The organism is Novacetimonas sp. GS1 (genome assembly GCF_036686925.1).
Lineage (GTDB): Bacteria > Pseudomonadota > Alphaproteobacteria > Acetobacterales > Acetobacteraceae > Novacetimonas > Novacetimonas hansenii.
On the sequence record NZ_VSZP01000001.1, the window covers coordinates 157118 to 172639 of the forward strand.

Annotated in this window: 12 protein-coding genes, 1 pseudogene and 1 riboswitch; of the genes and pseudogenes, 1 reads left to right on the forward strand and 12 read right to left on the reverse strand. The window is 60.7% G+C overall.

Annotated elements, in window-relative coordinates; translation table 11 throughout:
• Window positions 1-966: 966 nt before the first annotated feature.
• The 8 genes from FYB92_RS00825 to ade form a co-directional block, all read right to left on the reverse strand.
• Window positions 967-1404 (reverse strand): biopolymer transporter ExbD, encoded by a 438-nt coding sequence (locus FYB92_RS00825; RefSeq protein WP_003617173.1) that lies wholly within the window; start codon window positions 1402-1404, stop codon window positions 967-969.
• Window positions 1405-1464: 60 nt separating this feature from the next.
• Entirely contained in the window at window positions 1465-1887 is a 423-nt protein-coding gene (locus FYB92_RS00830; RefSeq protein ID WP_040510365.1) for a biopolymer transporter ExbD, read from the reverse strand.
• Between the two features lie 2 nt (window positions 1888-1889).
• Entirely contained in the window at window positions 1890-2987 is a 1098-nt protein-coding gene (locus tag FYB92_RS00835; RefSeq protein WP_332828033.1) for a MotA/TolQ/ExbB proton channel family protein, read from the reverse strand.
• Window positions 2988-3080: 93 nt separating this feature from the next.
• Complete coding sequence (locus tag FYB92_RS00840; RefSeq protein WP_040510363.1) at window positions 3081-3758, reverse strand: energy transducer TonB; 678 nt, start codon at window positions 3756-3758, stop codon at window positions 3081-3083.
• Window positions 3759-4647: 889 nt separating this feature from the next.
• Window positions 4648-5451, reverse strand: coding sequence for a hypothetical protein (locus FYB92_RS00845; RefSeq protein WP_332828034.1), 804 nt, complete (start codon window positions 5449-5451; stop codon window positions 4648-4650).
• Window positions 5451-6164 (reverse strand): hypothetical protein, encoded by a 714-nt coding sequence (locus FYB92_RS00850; protein ID WP_332828035.1) that lies wholly within the window; start codon window positions 6162-6164, stop codon window positions 5451-5453. The genes FYB92_RS00845 and FYB92_RS00850 overlap by 1 nt, the downstream gene beginning before the upstream one ends.
• Window positions 6161-7084, reverse strand: coding sequence for a site-specific integrase (locus FYB92_RS00855; protein ID WP_143456071.1), 924 nt, complete (start codon window positions 7082-7084; stop codon window positions 6161-6163). Before FYB92_RS00855 ends, FYB92_RS00850 begins: the two co-directional genes overlap by 4 nt.
• Before the next feature lie 16 nt (window positions 7085-7100).
• The gene (ade, locus tag FYB92_RS00860) at window positions 7101-8816 is read right to left on the reverse strand and encodes an adenine deaminase (protein WP_332828036.1); all 1716 of its coding nucleotides are present in this window, start codon (window positions 8814-8816) and stop codon (window positions 7101-7103) included.
• Between the two features lie 137 nt (window positions 8817-8953).
• Window positions 8954-9102, forward strand: a riboswitch (TPP riboswitch).
• An 89-nt stretch (window positions 9103-9191) separates the two neighbouring features.
• On the opposite strand from ade, the pseudogene thiC reads away from it, so the two are divergent.
• Window positions 9192-10568 (forward strand): annotated as a pseudogene (thiC, locus tag FYB92_RS00865) (phosphomethylpyrimidine synthase ThiC); the annotation flags it as partial.
• A gap of 440 nt (window positions 10569-11008) precedes the next feature.
• Here the strand turns inward: thiC and FYB92_RS00870 are convergent.
• The 4 genes from FYB92_RS00870 to FYB92_RS00885 all read right to left on the reverse strand — a co-directional run bounded on the left by FYB92_RS00870 (window position 11009) and on the right by FYB92_RS00885 (window position 15400).
• On the reverse strand, window positions 11009-11359 hold the full coding sequence (locus tag FYB92_RS00870) for a hypothetical protein (RefSeq protein ID WP_332828037.1): 351 nt from the start codon (window positions 11357-11359) through the stop codon (window positions 11009-11011).
• Window positions 11360-11562: 203 nt separating this feature from the next.
• A complete protein-coding gene (locus FYB92_RS00875; RefSeq protein ID WP_003617155.1) occupies window positions 11563-12654 on the reverse strand; it encodes a branched-chain amino acid aminotransferase in 1092 nt (363 codons plus the stop codon).
• Between the two features lie 297 nt (window positions 12655-12951).
• On the reverse strand, window positions 12952-13785 hold the full coding sequence (locus tag FYB92_RS00880; RefSeq protein ID WP_075595728.1) for a nitroreductase family protein: 834 nt from the start codon (window positions 13783-13785) through the stop codon (window positions 12952-12954).
• Between the two features lie 130 nt (window positions 13786-13915).
• On the reverse strand, window positions 13916-15400 hold the full coding sequence (locus FYB92_RS00885) for an NAD-dependent succinate-semialdehyde dehydrogenase (RefSeq protein ID WP_239015811.1): 1485 nt from the start codon (window positions 15398-15400) through the stop codon (window positions 13916-13918).
• Between the last annotated feature and the right edge of the window lie 122 nt (window positions 15401-15522).

The window sequence follows — 15522 nt, forward strand, 5'->3', positions numbered from 1 at the left end:
GCTGTTTATGTACCTGCATGCACGCCACATCGTGTGCGCGCATCCCCACCAAAGGGGCAAAGCCGGTTGGCAACGCAACGAACCGATCAGGAAATGACGGTTTTACGGGACTGTTTTTACTGTGTTTGTAGAATTACAAAACGATCCCGCAACAAATACAGGGATCATTCCCCATCTGGGACCGACAGACCCGGAACACCGGATGCAGAACCGGCAACAGGCCGTTTCTTTTTCCGTTACACCCCAGGCCCCACGGTGCGAACACCCCCACCCCTGTTTTGCCATCCTGAATCGAGGCACCGCACAGATCCATCCAGTGACACGGCATGTCGTCGCCCCCGTCCCCAAAGGCGGCAAAGGCGGCAAAGGCGGCAAAGGCCCTTCTGGACGCCAGAAGATGGAACCAGAGGGAAAAAACATCTCTATAAAAAACTGTTTGAAAAAAAGAACGGCAGTTACAGACACTATCGTTTTTTCAAGAGATTGTTTGAAAGCAACTCATTGATAAAAAAGAAAAGTTTTTGGGTGCCGCCTTTTTTCCAAAAAGGCGGCGTTTTCTGAAGCTTTTTGGAAAAAGCTTCACCAAAAACCTTTATAATTTCAGGATATTATTAAACATTACTTTTTCTAAAAATATTGGTTATTTCTAGGTTTTTTAAAACTTCATCAAAATATTTTATAATTCCAGCGCAATACTGGTCATGCTTTTCCAAGCAAGATCTCAAAGATTTAAGGGCCTGCGCCGCTTCAAAAAGATGATGCCTTGCGACGCATTCCGGGAAGCAGCGTCACCAAAGCCCCTTCCGCGACATTGAACACCAGCACCGACACCACCCGCATCCCATATAAGCAAGGCAGGCAGAAAGAGCATATGGAACAGTAACCGTACGAAAAAACGGCCCTTCGCAATATGCGAAAGGCCGTTTCCCAAACCCGGTGGCAACAGTAATAGCAGGCTATGCCGCCTTACTGCGCATCCATGAACTGGTCATTACCGATAATGCCCAGCTTCGTGATACCAAGACGCTGCGCATCGGCAAGGACGTGGGCCACGGTCTTGTAATTGGCAAGACGATCCGGATGGATGTGCATTTCAGGCTGCACCGGCATCGACGCCGCCTCTGTAAAATGCGCCTGAAGTGCGGCTTCATCAGGTACCGGGTCACCGTTCCAGGTGATCGTATTGTCGAAATCAATCGACACCGTATCAATCTGTGGGTCCGGCTCTGTCGAGGGGGGAGGATTCCCCTGCGGCAGGTCCATTGAAACCGAATGCGTCTGCATCGGGATGGTAATGATCAGCATGATCAGCAGCACAAGCATGACGTCAATCAGGGGCGTGGTATTGATATCTACAATACCTTCGTCCTCTGTCGTGCTGCTGGACCCGACATTCATGCCCATGGCGCGTATTCTCCCAAAAGTGGCCGGGATTGCCTCCCGGCCGGGAATGGATACCGAGGATCAGCCGTGGGGCTGTTCGGTAATAAAGTCAATGTGAATGATGCCCGCCTGCTGACAGGCCGCAACAACCTTGCCGACTGCCTCATACTTGGCGGCCATGTCGCCCCGGATCTGGATCTGCGGCTGCGGCTTCTGTGCCGCCGCATGTTCCAGATGCGATTCGAGGTCGGCATAGCCATTCAGCGGGGTTTCTCCCCAATATGCCTGCCCCTTGGACGTCACCGCGATCACGACGTTATCAATCGCGGTGCGGGTCGGCTGGTTTGCATCCATCGGCAGCTTTACCGTGATGGTGTGCGTCGCAACTGGAATAGTGATCAGAAAGATGATCAGCAGCACCAGCATGACGTCGACAAGCGGTGTGGTGTTGATGGCCGACACCACCTCGTCTTCATCGCCGCCACCTCCAACTTGCATTCCCATGATCAGGCCACCCGATTGTCAATAGTCGTGGTTGTAGGAGAATTGTCCGGACGAACCGCAATCGTGTTCTGCGGATCGGAACCATGACGATAGCCGCCCATCAGGATGGACTGCAAGTCAGCGGCGAAGTTACGCACCAGATCCATCGCGCCCTTGTTACGGCGCACCAGCAGGTTGTAGCCAAGAACCGCCGGAACCGCGGTGCCAAGGCCGATAGCCGTCATGATGAGCGATTCACCAACCGGGCCGGCAACCTTGTCGATCGAGGCATTACCCGCGATACCGATGGCCGTCAGCGCGTGATAGATGCCCCAGACCGTGCCGAACAGGCCAACGAACGGAGAGGTCGAACCCACGGTCCCAAGGAACGCAAGCCCACCCTGAAGGCGCGTCTGGATCAGATCGACCGAACGCTGGATCGACATCGTCGTCCACGAATGCAGGTCGATGGATTCCTGCATCGTGCCTTCGTGATGTTCAGCAGCCTTCACACCGGTTTCCGCGATATAGCGGAACGGGGAGTTCGCCGGCAGCGCGTCCGCGCCCTGCTTGATCGTCGGCTTGGTCCAGAACTTGGACGTCACGTCCTTGCCCGCGCTGAACAGGCTTGCCTGTTCAAAGAACTTCTTGATCATGATGACCCAGGTGCCGACCGACATGAACACCATGATCAGCAGGACGCCACGGGCGATGAAGTCACCGTTTGCCCACAGGGCACCCAGGCCGTACGGGTTGCCTTCGGGTGCAGGCGGCGGCGGCGGCGGTGCATCGGGCGCGGGGGCGGCATCAGCAGCGGGGGCCGGGGCAGGCGCTGGCGCACCGGCATCAGCAGCAGGGGCAGCCGCGCCGGCATCGGCGGCAGGCGCCGGGGCCGCATCGGCAGGAGCCGTGGCAGGGGCGGAAGCCGCCGGCACGTCAGCCGGGGCGGCGGCCGCAGGGGCACCCGCACCATCGGTCGGCGGCGCGGAAACCGCCGGGGCGGCCCCATCGGCCGCCGGGGCCGCGTCCTGCGCCAGCGCCGCAAGCGGAGACGAAACGCACAGCATGGCGGCGAAAGCTGCCGAGGTGATGAGAGCGTGTTTGCGATGCAGTCTGATCATTTACTCAGGATCCTCTAGACAGGACGTGTTGTTTTTAGAAGCTGCGGGGGACTGCGAGCCCCCGCATCGCAACATGGGCTGACACCGCCACACTCAGTCGTTCAGGCTGAATGTGATGGTATAAAGGTGATGAAATTCCTTGATCGGAACACCATTTTTTACGGCCGGAGCATAACGCGACTGACGCACGGCACGCAGCGCGGCATCGGCAAACGGCTGCCCACCCTTCACGCTCATGACCTGGCAGTTGCTGGTCGCGCCCGTCGTTTCGACGTCACAGGCAACCGTCACGACGCCTTCGCGACCCGCATCCGACATTTCTTCGGGATATTCGGGCACCACATGGTTCAGCGGCGACGAACCAGCCATATGATCGGGCACGGGCGGCGCATTGGACACCGGCGCATCCGACGACGACGGCGGCGTAACCTTTGCCGGCGGCATGGGCTTGGGCGGCTTCGTGTGCGTCACGTGCTTGATCGGCGGCGGCGGCGCCTGCACCTGGATCTTCGGCGGCGGGATGTACGGCGGCGGCGGCTGCGTGATCACCGGCGGTGGCGGCGGTGGCGGCGGCGGTGGCGGAGGAGGCGGCGGCTCCTTGATGACGCGTGCCTGCACCGGCGGACGCGGCGGCGGCGGCGGCGAGGACTTGGGCGCGCCAAGACCATACATCAGCGCCGTGACAAGAGCGCCCTCGAAAAGCAAAACGACGCCAAATATTATGGCTTTCTGTAATCGATTGTCACTTTGTTCCGCATACGTCATACCCATACCTCATTCAGAACGGCATAGTTAATGGAGTTTATAGAAAGTTTTCTGGTGTTCTGATTTGACCGAATACTACGAGAGTATGACCAGATATCTACGAAACGCCTGGTTGAACCCGACTGTACCAGCCTGACATTCCCCCATCTGGATAACGCCGCCTTCGCAATTACCACGCATTGCTACCGACAGTGCGTCAGAAGGACTGGCAAACAGTCGCGAAGCCGGTAACCGGTTCCTCCCCTGCAAGGAAAGTCGCTTGTCCATCATGCTTTATCCATAAACGTCCATAAACATTATTAACTCTCCGAAATCAACCCTCTTGTGGCCGAAACGGCATGGGAGGACACGCGTCATGCTTCGTGAATCGATTACCGAAAATAACAAACCAGAAACGCCATCCCCACCGATGAAAAACTGATTTTGCCAGCTTGAGCAAAAACCCGGCGCAGTCAAGCTAAGGGACAACAATTAATGGAAAAAACACACAAGAGACGCTTCCCGGAACTCACTTTCGCACATCGTTGATATCCCTGTGTCCGTTACCCGCATATCCCGGCGGCACGATTGCGCCCCCCTTTCACCTGACACTGCGGCACGGCGGCACGGCGCACGCGGACATGGCATTATGTTTCTTACGCAGAATGACAGGCACGCGACATTAAGTTAACACATCGAAACAATATCGGGTAGTACGTTTGCACCCATCGCATCACTTTTCGTTATTACACGATTTATTCACGCAATTCCGGCGCATTGTTCATGCAAACCGTGGACCCGATTGATGCATCCTAATGAAAGGTATCATACACCACCTGTTATATTTACGGCCAACAAAATATTACTGCCCACGCCATCAAAGGCCATAATTCCGCCATATCCGGGGCCGATCCCCTTACGTGCGGCAAAATGCGGGCAGAGGGTCCGGGTCCGCCTGCGTGGCGCGGGCCTCGCCCTGCTTCACCAGCTCAAGGCAGGCGGTGAAGGTGCTGGTCCATGCGGACCGCGCACGCACGGGCGGCCCCGCGGGCGCTTCGGACGCTCCCCCGCTGGATGGCATCCTGTCTGGCAGCATCCGGTCCAATGTCACCGGGCCGTCGGCCAACATCAGGGCATGGCGCACACGCACGCGCGCATCCTCCACATCGAACAGGTCGAGCTGCACCGGTGCATAAGCAGGTTCAGGCGGTGGCACCCCCCAGTTACCGTCAAAGACCGCAAGGCATCCCCACAGGAATTCGATCCGGTCGGTTTCCCATTCCGGCGGCTGCTCCAGAAGGTCGCAGGCGGGCCCACCGCCATAAACATGGATCTCCTGCCCCAGTTGCGGACGGGCAGACAGCCAGGCGGCCAGGCGGCCTGCTTCCTCCGCCGCCAGAAGCTGCGCGCGCAGGCGCGACACCTCGTCGGTGGCTTCGCGCTGCCGCGGGTCATCCGCAGGCAGCATCAGGCGTGAACGCAGCAACAGCAGCCCCGACACCATGACCGCCCATTCCGCCTTACGCCCCAGTGGCAGGGAGGATGACGCGCGGATGGCCACCGTCAACTGGTCCACCAGGGCCACAAGGTCAAGGGCGCGGATATCAATCCTGCGCGCCTGCGCCAACGCCAGCAGGTGTGTCAGCCCCCCCTGATACGCCTCCATGCGGATGACGGGTTCCGGGCGGCCATCTTCCTCGAACAGGTCATACTGCGCCATTACGTCATGTCCCGTGGCGACAGGGCGAAGGACAGGTCCGGCCAGCGTGCGCGCAACGCCACCACCAGCGGTTCCGGGGCCTCCGCACGCGGGGTAAAGAAACCATAGACCACCGGCTTGTGCCCATTGGGCAACCGCCGCCCCGCCTTGCGTCCCACCAGGCGCTGCACATTGCGCGGGGCCTCCGCCGTGCCCCAGTGCCGCCGCAGCCATGACAGTGCGTCAGGATGCGTCGCACCCAGCCGCAGGATGTCGGGCGGGATGGGCACCAGTGCATGGAAATCCAGCACGCACGCATGGTCCATACGCATCAGGTTCTGCGAATGGCGCACCTCTGCCGCATTGCGGAACTGCCGCGCAAGGATGCGGCATCCCTCCACCGACAGGCCACGACGGGTATGCGCGGACGCGCCATCGCCAATCGCCAGCGCGAACATGTCCTCTTCCACCCGTTCCCCGTCAAAGGGCCACGGGATCAGGCCGCGTCCACGCGCCGCACCGGCGAATCCCTCCACCACGGCCACCGGGCCATGCACCAGCAGGTGCCACCATTGCCAGTATCCATTCCCCGTCGCATCACGCCATGCCGCAAGCGGCCTGCGCCCCCGCCGTCCCCGTGGCGCAGGCGCGGCGGGCAGTGCGGAGTCGGGTGCTGTTTCCTCCCCCTTGACAGGGGGCAGGTCGGCCCATGGGAAACGCAGGTTTCCGGTCATGGCAGGCTTGCCCGGACATAGGCGAGCATCGCGCGCGGGTCACGGTGGCGGGTGTGATGACGCACCTCTTCCACATCAATCCCGCGCGACAGGGCATCGGCGATATATCCCGCCCGCAGGGCATGCGCACTGAGCCGTGCGGCATATCCGGCGTCGAGATCAGCCAGAGCCGCCCGGCGTTGCAGGATACGTGTCACGGCAAACGGCGTCAGCGCCCGCCCCCCGGCCCGCCCGCCCTTGGAAATGGGACGGAACAGCGGCCCGGTCTGGCGGTGCGCCACCTTCTGCCACGCGGCGAAGGCATGGGCGGGACACAGCGTCAGGTCATCGGGCCGTTGTGGCATCGTGACCTCCTCCCCCACCGGGGCGGCCGCCACGGCTGCGGGATCGGGGGCGGCGCCGTCGCGGATGCGCATGACCACACCGCCAGGCGTCAGGCGCACATCCTCCACCATCAGCCCCACCAGTTCCGAACGCCGCAATGCACCAGCAAACCCGAAAATCAGCAGACACCGGTCCCTGCGCCCGCGCGCACTGTCATCACAACGTTCGACCATGGCACGCAACTGCGCCACCGTCAGGATTTCGGGCGGGGACGTAACCTGTGGCGCGGCGGCCTCCAGCGCGGCATGCAGGGCGGCGCGGATGACGGGTTCCCCCACCTTCCATGGCAGGTTGTTGAAACGGTGCATCTTGCCGATCGCGGCAAGGCGGCGACGGATGGTGGCCGGGGCATAGGTATGCAGCGACTCCAGATACGCCGCGACATCCCCTGCCGTGGCGGGGATGGGCCTGATCCCGTGATCGGCGCACCACGCGGCGAAATGCGTCCAGTCAGCGCGATAGGCACGCAGCGTCGCCGTGGCCTGGGGCCGGATGGTGGGCGCGCCCCCCGCCTGCGCCGTCATGTCCTGTGCCATCAGTTATCCGCGTATCCTACAACAGGGCCATGCGATCGACATCCACCATCCCGAAATCCGTGATCTTGAGGTGCGGTATCACGGGCAACGGCAGGAACGCCAGTTGCAGGAACGGTTCATCCAGCACACAGCCCAACCCCCGCGCGGCGGCGCGCAGAACCTCCAGCCGGGCGGCAACCTGTTCAAATGGCGCATCGCTCATCAGGCCCGCGATCGGCAGCGGCAGGTCGGCAAGCACGCGCCCATCACGCACGACGACGAATCCTCCCCCCGTTGTTTCCAGATGATTGACGGCCACGGCCATGTCCGCACCCTCAAGCCCGACAACACATATATTGTGGCTGTCATGCCCGACCGATGACGCCAGTGCTCCGGCCTTCAGCCCGAATCCCTTCACCAGACCGCGACCGATATTGTCGTTGTGCCCATGGCGCGCCACCACGCAGACACGCGCGATGTCACGGGCGGGATCGGCCTGTATCACGCCATCGCACACCATCATGTCGGCACGCAGGAATTCAGTAATGATCTGTCCGGGGATCAGGCCGATCACCGGGGCCTGCACGCCATTGCCGGCCTGCGCCATGTCGGCGGCACTGACCGGGGCGGGCAGGCTGACGCTGTGCAGCCCCACTGGCGCGATCACCTCCCGCGTGGCGAACAGCGCGTCATCCACCAGCCGCCCTGCTGCGATCACATCGGCGACACGGCATTCACGCAGGTCATCAAGCAGCACGATATCGGCCCGCCATCCCGGCGCAACCATTCCCCGATCCCGCAACCCGAAAGCCTGCGCCGCGCTGAGCGAAGCGCTGCGATACGCGGCGAGAGGTTCGACACCTTCGGCGATCGCAAGACGGATCAGGTAATCCAGATGCCCTTCATGCGCGATTTCCAACGGGTTGCGGTCATCGGTACAGAACGCGAAAAATGGCGAGGTCGCGGGCGTCAGCAGCGGAACAAGCGCGCGCAGGTCCTTGCACACGGACCCTTCACGGATCAGGACCGTCATACCTTTGCGCACTTTTTCCAATGCCTCGGCTGCGGCCGTGGCCTCATGATCGGTGGAAATCCCCGCCGCCAGATACCCGTTCAGCGCCCGCCCACGCAGCAATGGCGCATGGCCGTCGATATGCCGCCCCGCAAATGCCGCAAGCTTTGCCATGCAACCGGGATCACCGTTGAGCACGCCGGGCACGTTCATGAATTCTGCAAGCCCGATGACACAGGGATGGTCACGCCATTCCATCAGATCGTCAGCCGACAGGCACGCGCCCGATGTTTCCAGCGTGGTCGACGGCACGCAGCTTGACAGGTTGACACGCAGGTCCATCACCACGCGCGATGCGGCATCGACGAAATATTCCAATGCCGCACGGCCCAGCACATTGGCCATTTCATGCGGGTCACAGATGGCGGTCGTCACCCCGTGCGGCAGGACGCAGCGATCAAATTCGAACGGCGTAATCAGCGAGGATTCAACATGCAGGTGCGTATCAATGAATCCCGGCACCGCGATGCGGCCCTGCGCGTCGATGATGTGGCGTCCCTCATAATGGTCCAGCGTGCCGACAATGGTGTCGCCACAGATGGCGATATCCCCATCAAGCAGTTCCCCCGTCACAAGATCCAGCAGGCGTGCGCCACGGATGACGATATCGGCGGGTTCGCCGCCACGTCCCTGCGCGATACGGGTGGCAATCGGGCGGGTGGGGATCGGTCGGATGCTCATCGGCCTGTCTTCCGTTCTGATTTCCCTTGTCCTTTTACCCTACTCCGCACCAATGCTGATACCGGGGGGACATATTTTTCACATCCTGTTGTCCCATGGCTTTGGTGATTGACAGCAATCGCCAGTTTACCGATCCTGCATATACCAAGGGGAGTCCCGTCAAAGGGGCTGAGATACCGCTGGCACGCCGCCCTGGCGTGGATGCGGGGACCCTGCCGGGTGCATGATGCATCCGGGGAACCTGATCCGGTTCATACCGGCGGAGGGACTGGTGTGACATCGGAAACAACAGGCCCCCGCCGCATTCCCTGCCCGCGGGACCACCTTCCGGTTTCTCCCCTTCCCCTGTCGGAGAGAAACATAAGGTGTCCTGTCATGACCAAGAGTGTCCCGCCTTCCTCTCCCGACCATGTCACAACCGGCCCGATCCAGGGGTCGGTCAAGGCATGGTCTTCCCCCACCTCCCGCCCGGACATTCGCGTGCCATTTCGTGAAATCGCGCTCGAACCCTCGGCCAATGAACCCCCTGTACGCGTCTATGACACGTCAGGCCCCTATACCGCATCCCCCGCCCACAGTGACGTGCGCCATGGGCTGCCGCGCATCCGCGAGGCATGGATCGCCGCACGCGACACAATCACCGTCACCCCCCGCGCCGTCCGGCCCGAAGATAACGGCTTTGCCGCCGGCGCACAGCTTGTCCCCCCCTGTCCCGCGCCGCATACCGTGCGCGAGGGGAAACGTGGGGCCAGGGTCACGCAGTTCGAATATGCCCGCGCAGGCATCATCACGGACGAGATGATCTATGCCGCGCATCGCGAAAACCTTGGCCGTACGGAAATGGTACCCGGGGCAGAGGCCCGCCGCGCGGACGGGGAGGATTTCGGGGCAGACATCCCCGCCTTCATCACCCCGGAATTCGTGCGGTCCGAAATCGCGGCGGGGCGGGCGATCCTGCCGGCCAACATCAACCACCCCGAACTTGAACCGATGCTGATCGGGCGCAATTTCCTCGTCAAGGTCAACGCGAACATCGGCAATTCCGCCGTCACCTCCTCCGTGGCGGAGGAAGTGGAAAAGATGGTCTGGTCCATCCGCTGGGGCGCCGATACGGTGATGGACCTGTCCACCGGGCGCAATATCCACAATATCCGCGACTGGATCATCCGCAATGCCCCGGTGCCCATCGGTACGGTGCCGCTGTACCAGGCGCTGGAAAAGGTTGGCGGCGTGCCAGAGGCCCTGACATGGGAAATCTTCCGCGATACCCTGATCGAACAGGCCGAACAGGGCGTGGATTATTTCACCATCCATGCGGGCGTACGCCTGCGCCATGTGCCGCTGACGGCCAACCGCGTCACGGGCATCGTCTCACGCGGGGGGTCGATCATGGCGGGGTGGTGCCTGCACCACCATCGCGAAAGCTTCCTGTACGAACATTTCCCCGAAATCTGCGACATCATGCGTCGTTATGACGTATCATTTTCGCTTGGTGACGGGTTGCGCCCCGGTTCCATCGCGGATGCCAATGACGCGGCACAGTTCGCAGAACTTGAGACACTGGGCGAACTGACAAAAATCGCATGGGCCAAGGGGTGCCAGGTGATGATCGAGGGGCCGGGCCATGTGCCCATGCACAAGATCAAGGTCAATGTGGAAAAGCAGTTGCGCGAATGTGGTGAGGCCCCGTTCTATACGCTGGGGCCGCTGACGACGGACATCGCACCGGGATATGACCAGAAAAATGAGGGGGAAAAATAATAGAAATAGGGGTAAGCTGATGGGGGGGGATATATAGGTTAGGGGGGGGGGGGGAAAATAATAATATATATAATTAGGGTTTTTGGGGTTTTTTTTTTTTTTTTTTTTTTTTTTTTTTTTGTGTTTTTTTTGTTTTTTTTTTTTTGTTTTGTTTTGTGTTTTTTTTTTTTTTTTTTTTTTATGATATGAGATGTAAATGTGAGGAGTAAGATTGAGGGGGGTAGATGAAAATTTATGAGAGAAGTAAGATTAGTGGGTGTAAGGATGAATAAGTAAGTGGGATAAATGAAAAGTAAGGAATTGTAAGAAAGAGGATATAGTAATGGTAATGATGAAAATAGGATGGGAAAGTTAGTAATTGGATTAGGGATAGATAAAAGTTTAAAGAGAAGTAATTTATGTAATGAGAGAGTTTGATATTAAAAAGAATTTTATGTTAGAGGTGAGGAAAGAAATGATGGGGTAAAGAGATTATAATATAAGAGTGAAGAAGGCAGAGGGAAGCGGGAATGGCACAGAAGAAGGAAGAATTCCGCGAAGGTGGCAACCGGCTGTATGTCCCCATAGCCGAGGCCGAAACGGCGGCGGAATAAAGAGGGGATTGGGAAACAGAAGTTCCAGGGTGCCGCCTTTTTCAATAAAGGCGGCGTTCCGCGCTGCTTTTCCAAAAGGGCTTCACCAGACCCTTGCACTCCTGCCGACATCCCTGATTGCCCGGTGTCCCTGACCGCCCGGTGTGCCAACAAAAATGCGCGCCCCTTTTTATGGGCGCGCATTTTCATGAAACCATATCTTGCGTCACCCCATCATGGGGAGACGGTTCAGAGACTGTTTAAAAAGTCAGGCGCGATAACACCCTGAAATTATAAAGATTTTTGGTGAAGATTTTTCTAAAAAGCTTCAGAAGACGCCGCCTTTTTGGAAAAAAGGCGGCACCCGAAAACTTTTCTTATTTTTTATCAAGGGTTTGTTTTCAAACACTCTCTCAGACGACCTTATGCACCCAGCCATACGGGTCGGGCGCATTGCCGCGCTGGATCGCGATCAGGTTGGTACGCAGCTTTTCCGTCACCGGGCCGATAGTGATGCCATCGCCGATCACAACCTCGCCCTGCTTCCCACGGAACCGCCCGATGGGGGAGATCACCGCCGCCGTACCACAGGCGAACACCTCCCGCAGGCGACCACTCGCGGCATCGGCATACATCTGGTCAATGGCATAAGGCTCTTCACGCACCGTCAGGCCACTGTCGCGCGCGATGCGCAAAATGGAGTCGCGCGTGATGCCACGCAGGATTGTGCCCGTCAGCGGCGGTGTGGCGACAGATCCGTCATCAAAGACGAAAAACACATTCATCCCGCCCATTTCCTCGATCCAGCGGCGTTCCACCGCATCAAGGAACAGCACCTGCGCACAGCCATGGCCCTTGGCTTCCTTCTGCGCCATCAGGCTTGCGGCGTAATTGCCACCGCATTTCGCCTCGCCCGTGCCGCCGGGGGCCGCGCGGCAATAATCGGACACCCAGACGCTGACGGCCTGTTCGCCGAAATACGCCCCCACGGGGGAGGCAATGACCATGAACAGATATTCGGACGCCGGCTTGACGCCAAGGAAAGCCTCGCTCGCGATCATGAAGGGACGGATATACAGGCTTTCATCGGGGCGGGTGGGCACCCAGTCGCGATCCACCGTCACAAGCTGGCACACCGCCTCGACAAACAGGTCTTCGGGCAGTTGGGCCATGGCCATACGCTCGGCCGACGTGCGGAAACGCCGGGCGTTGGCGTCGGGACGGAACAGGGAAATCCCCCCCTGCGCCGTGCGATAGGCCTTCATCCCCTCAAAGATTTCCTGCGCATAGTGCAGCACGGCCGCCGCCGGGTCGAGCGTGATCGGCGCATAGGCGCGCACCACGGGATCGTGCCAGCCCTGCCCCTCGGTATAACGGATGACGGCCATGTGGTCGGTAAAGATCCGGCCAAATCCGGGATTGGCCAATACCTCCGCCCGACGCTCCGGCGAAACCGGAGAAGGATTCGGTGAAAGCGTGAAACGGTGTGTACTGACGCTGTCCATGACCATTGTTCTCTTTCATCATGCGCGGCCGCCACGGCGACGTGCCGGGCTGTTTTTTGCGCATCCGGACGGGAAACAGACACAACTTCCCCAGAATATCCCGCAGGTCAAGCCCATGGCCCCATTGACGCATCCCGCCCCGCCCGATGGAACGGCCCGATCGGACAGCAGGCCATAAGGCGACGCACCGCAGAATCCTCCAGAACCGGGCAAAGCCTGCGAAATGCCACCTTGCCGAAGATGTGCATGACAACAGGCCCGCCAGACAGCGCGACCGTCAAACCCTGCCCCACGGCCCTAGCGCAGTTCGAAGCCCCGGCGCACCAGTTCCTCGCGCAGGTGATCGCGACCGTGCATGGCCCCGGCATCGCGCACACGCGCGATCACCGTGGCGGACCAGTCCTGCCGGGACAGGCCCTGTTCGGCGCGAAAACGCTGCATGGTGGCGTCATAGGCCGGGATCTGGTCCGCACCTTGCGCATATTTTTCATGATGCAGCACCGCCGCCTGCGGCAGGCGTGGCCTGATTGTGGTGGGCTGCTGACGGTCGGGATGCCCCACGCACATACCGAAAATCGCAACCGTGCGTGGCGGCAGGCCCAGTTCCGATGCGATTTCGGCGGGCTGGTTGCGCACCCCACCGACATAGACGATGCCAAGACCGAAGGATTCGAATGCCGCCGCCGCGTTCTGTGCCGCAAAGGAGGTATCGGCCACCGCCATCGTGAAGCTTTCAAGATAATCCAGCGCCACATGCGGTTGCGCGCGCGCATCGGCGGCATGTTCCAGCCGCGACAGGTCGGCCACCCATATCAGGAACAGCGGCGCCTGCGCGATGAAGGCCTGATCGCCCGCCAGCTTTGCCAGGCGCGCGCGGCGTTGCGCATCGGTCACGGCAATGACGCTCCACGCCTGGAAATTGCATGAACTGGATGCAGACTGCGCCGCCGCGACCGCGACCTCCAGCGCGCCGTGCGGCACTGCGGCCGCGGAAAAGGCACGTACGGAACGATGGGCCATCAGGCCACGCACAACGGTGTTTTCCGGCAATCCCACATCCGGCGGAGGCTGGCGGTAACGCGCCTTCCACAGGTCGGACAGCGATGAAGAGGAGGTCGGTGCATCCGTCATGGCGATACCCCTTAACTTGTACCAAGGACAAAGGAATAAGGCTACCAGATCACGATCGCATCGCGTGGCGGTAGCCACGCGATGTCACACCTGCCCCCATTTACGCGCACGCCTTGTCCGGAACGTTCCGTCAGCCGTACGCGCGCACCGTCACCAGCCGCGTGTCGAGATAGGCCTCCAACGCCTCCGTCCCACCTTCGGAGCCATAGCCCGAATCGCCAATTCCCCCGAACGGGATTTCCGGCAGGCCCAGGCCGATATGATTGATCGTCAGCATGCCCGCACGCACCTGATCACGCAGGATGGCCGCCGTACGACCCGACCCGGTAAAGGCATAGGACGCCAGCCCGTAATTCAGCCGGTTGGCCTCTGCCACGGCGGCATCAAGCGTGTCGTACGGCGTCATCAGCGCAACCGGGCCAAAGGGTTCGTCATTCATGATGCGCATGCCGGTCGTGACATCCGCCAGCACCGTGGGTTCAAAGAAATAGCCCGTATTGCCCACGCGCTTGCCCCCTGCGGCAATGCGCGCGCCCTGTCCCACCGCATCGGCCACCAGCGTTTCCATCATGTCCACGCGCCGCACATTGGCCAGCGGCCCCATCTGCGTCCCCTCCACAAGGCCATCGCCCACCCGCAGCGCGGACGCCGCGGCGGCGAAGCGCGTGACAAACGTGTCATAGGCGGGGCGTTCCACCAGGAACCGCGTGGGGGCAATGCACACCTGCCCCGCATTGCGGAACTTCGCCCCCGCCAGCAGCGATACCGCGCGGTCCATATCCGCATCGGCACTGATGATCACGGGCGCATGCCCGCCCAGTTCCATCGTCGCGCGCTTCATGTGCGCGCCCGCAAGCGCGGCAAGGTGCTTGCCCACCGGCGTGGAGCCTGTGAACGTTACCTTGCGGATGATGGGATCGGCGATCAGGGTCTGCGAAATCTCCGCCGGGGTGCCATAGACAAGGCCCAGCACACCCGCCGGAACACCCGCATCCGCCAGCGTGCGAATGAACTCCGCAGGTGATGCCGGGGTTTCCTCCGCCGCCTTGACGATGATCGAACATCCCGCCGCCAATGCGGCCCCCACCTTGCGCGCGACCTGGTTTACAGGGAAATTCCATGGGCAGAACGCGGCCACGGGACCGACCGGGCTGCGGATTACCTCCTGCATGATGCCCGGCGCACGGGCGGGAACGATACGGCCATAGGTGCGGCGCCCCTCTTCGGCCATCCAGTCCACGACATCGGCAGCCGCGAGCAGTTCGGTCCGTGCCTCGCCCACGGGCTTGCCCTGTTCCATCGTCATCAGCGCCGCGATGTCACCACTGCGTTCACGCAAAAGGGCCGCCGCGCGGCGCAGGATGCCGGAACGTTCCAGCGGGGACATGCGTCCCCACGTGACAAAGCCGCGTGCCGCCGCATCAAGCGCACGACGCAGGTCGGGCGGTGCGGCATGGGCGACATGGCCGATGACCTGCGCCGTGGCGGGGTTGAGCACGTCAATCGTGCGCCCCCCCGTGCCATCGGTCCATGTCCCGTCGATATAAAGCTGTGTGTTGCGATAGGCTGTCATCGGCGTCCTGCTTTCGTTATCCGATCCATCATGTGCGAACATGTCGCGCCATATTTGCATGAGCGCACCAGCCCAGCACATATCCAGATCACAAAACAGACAGTTCACGCGGATGTCGCTGCACAGGCACACGAAAACCTGCGCCTATCGCGCGTCCGCATGCC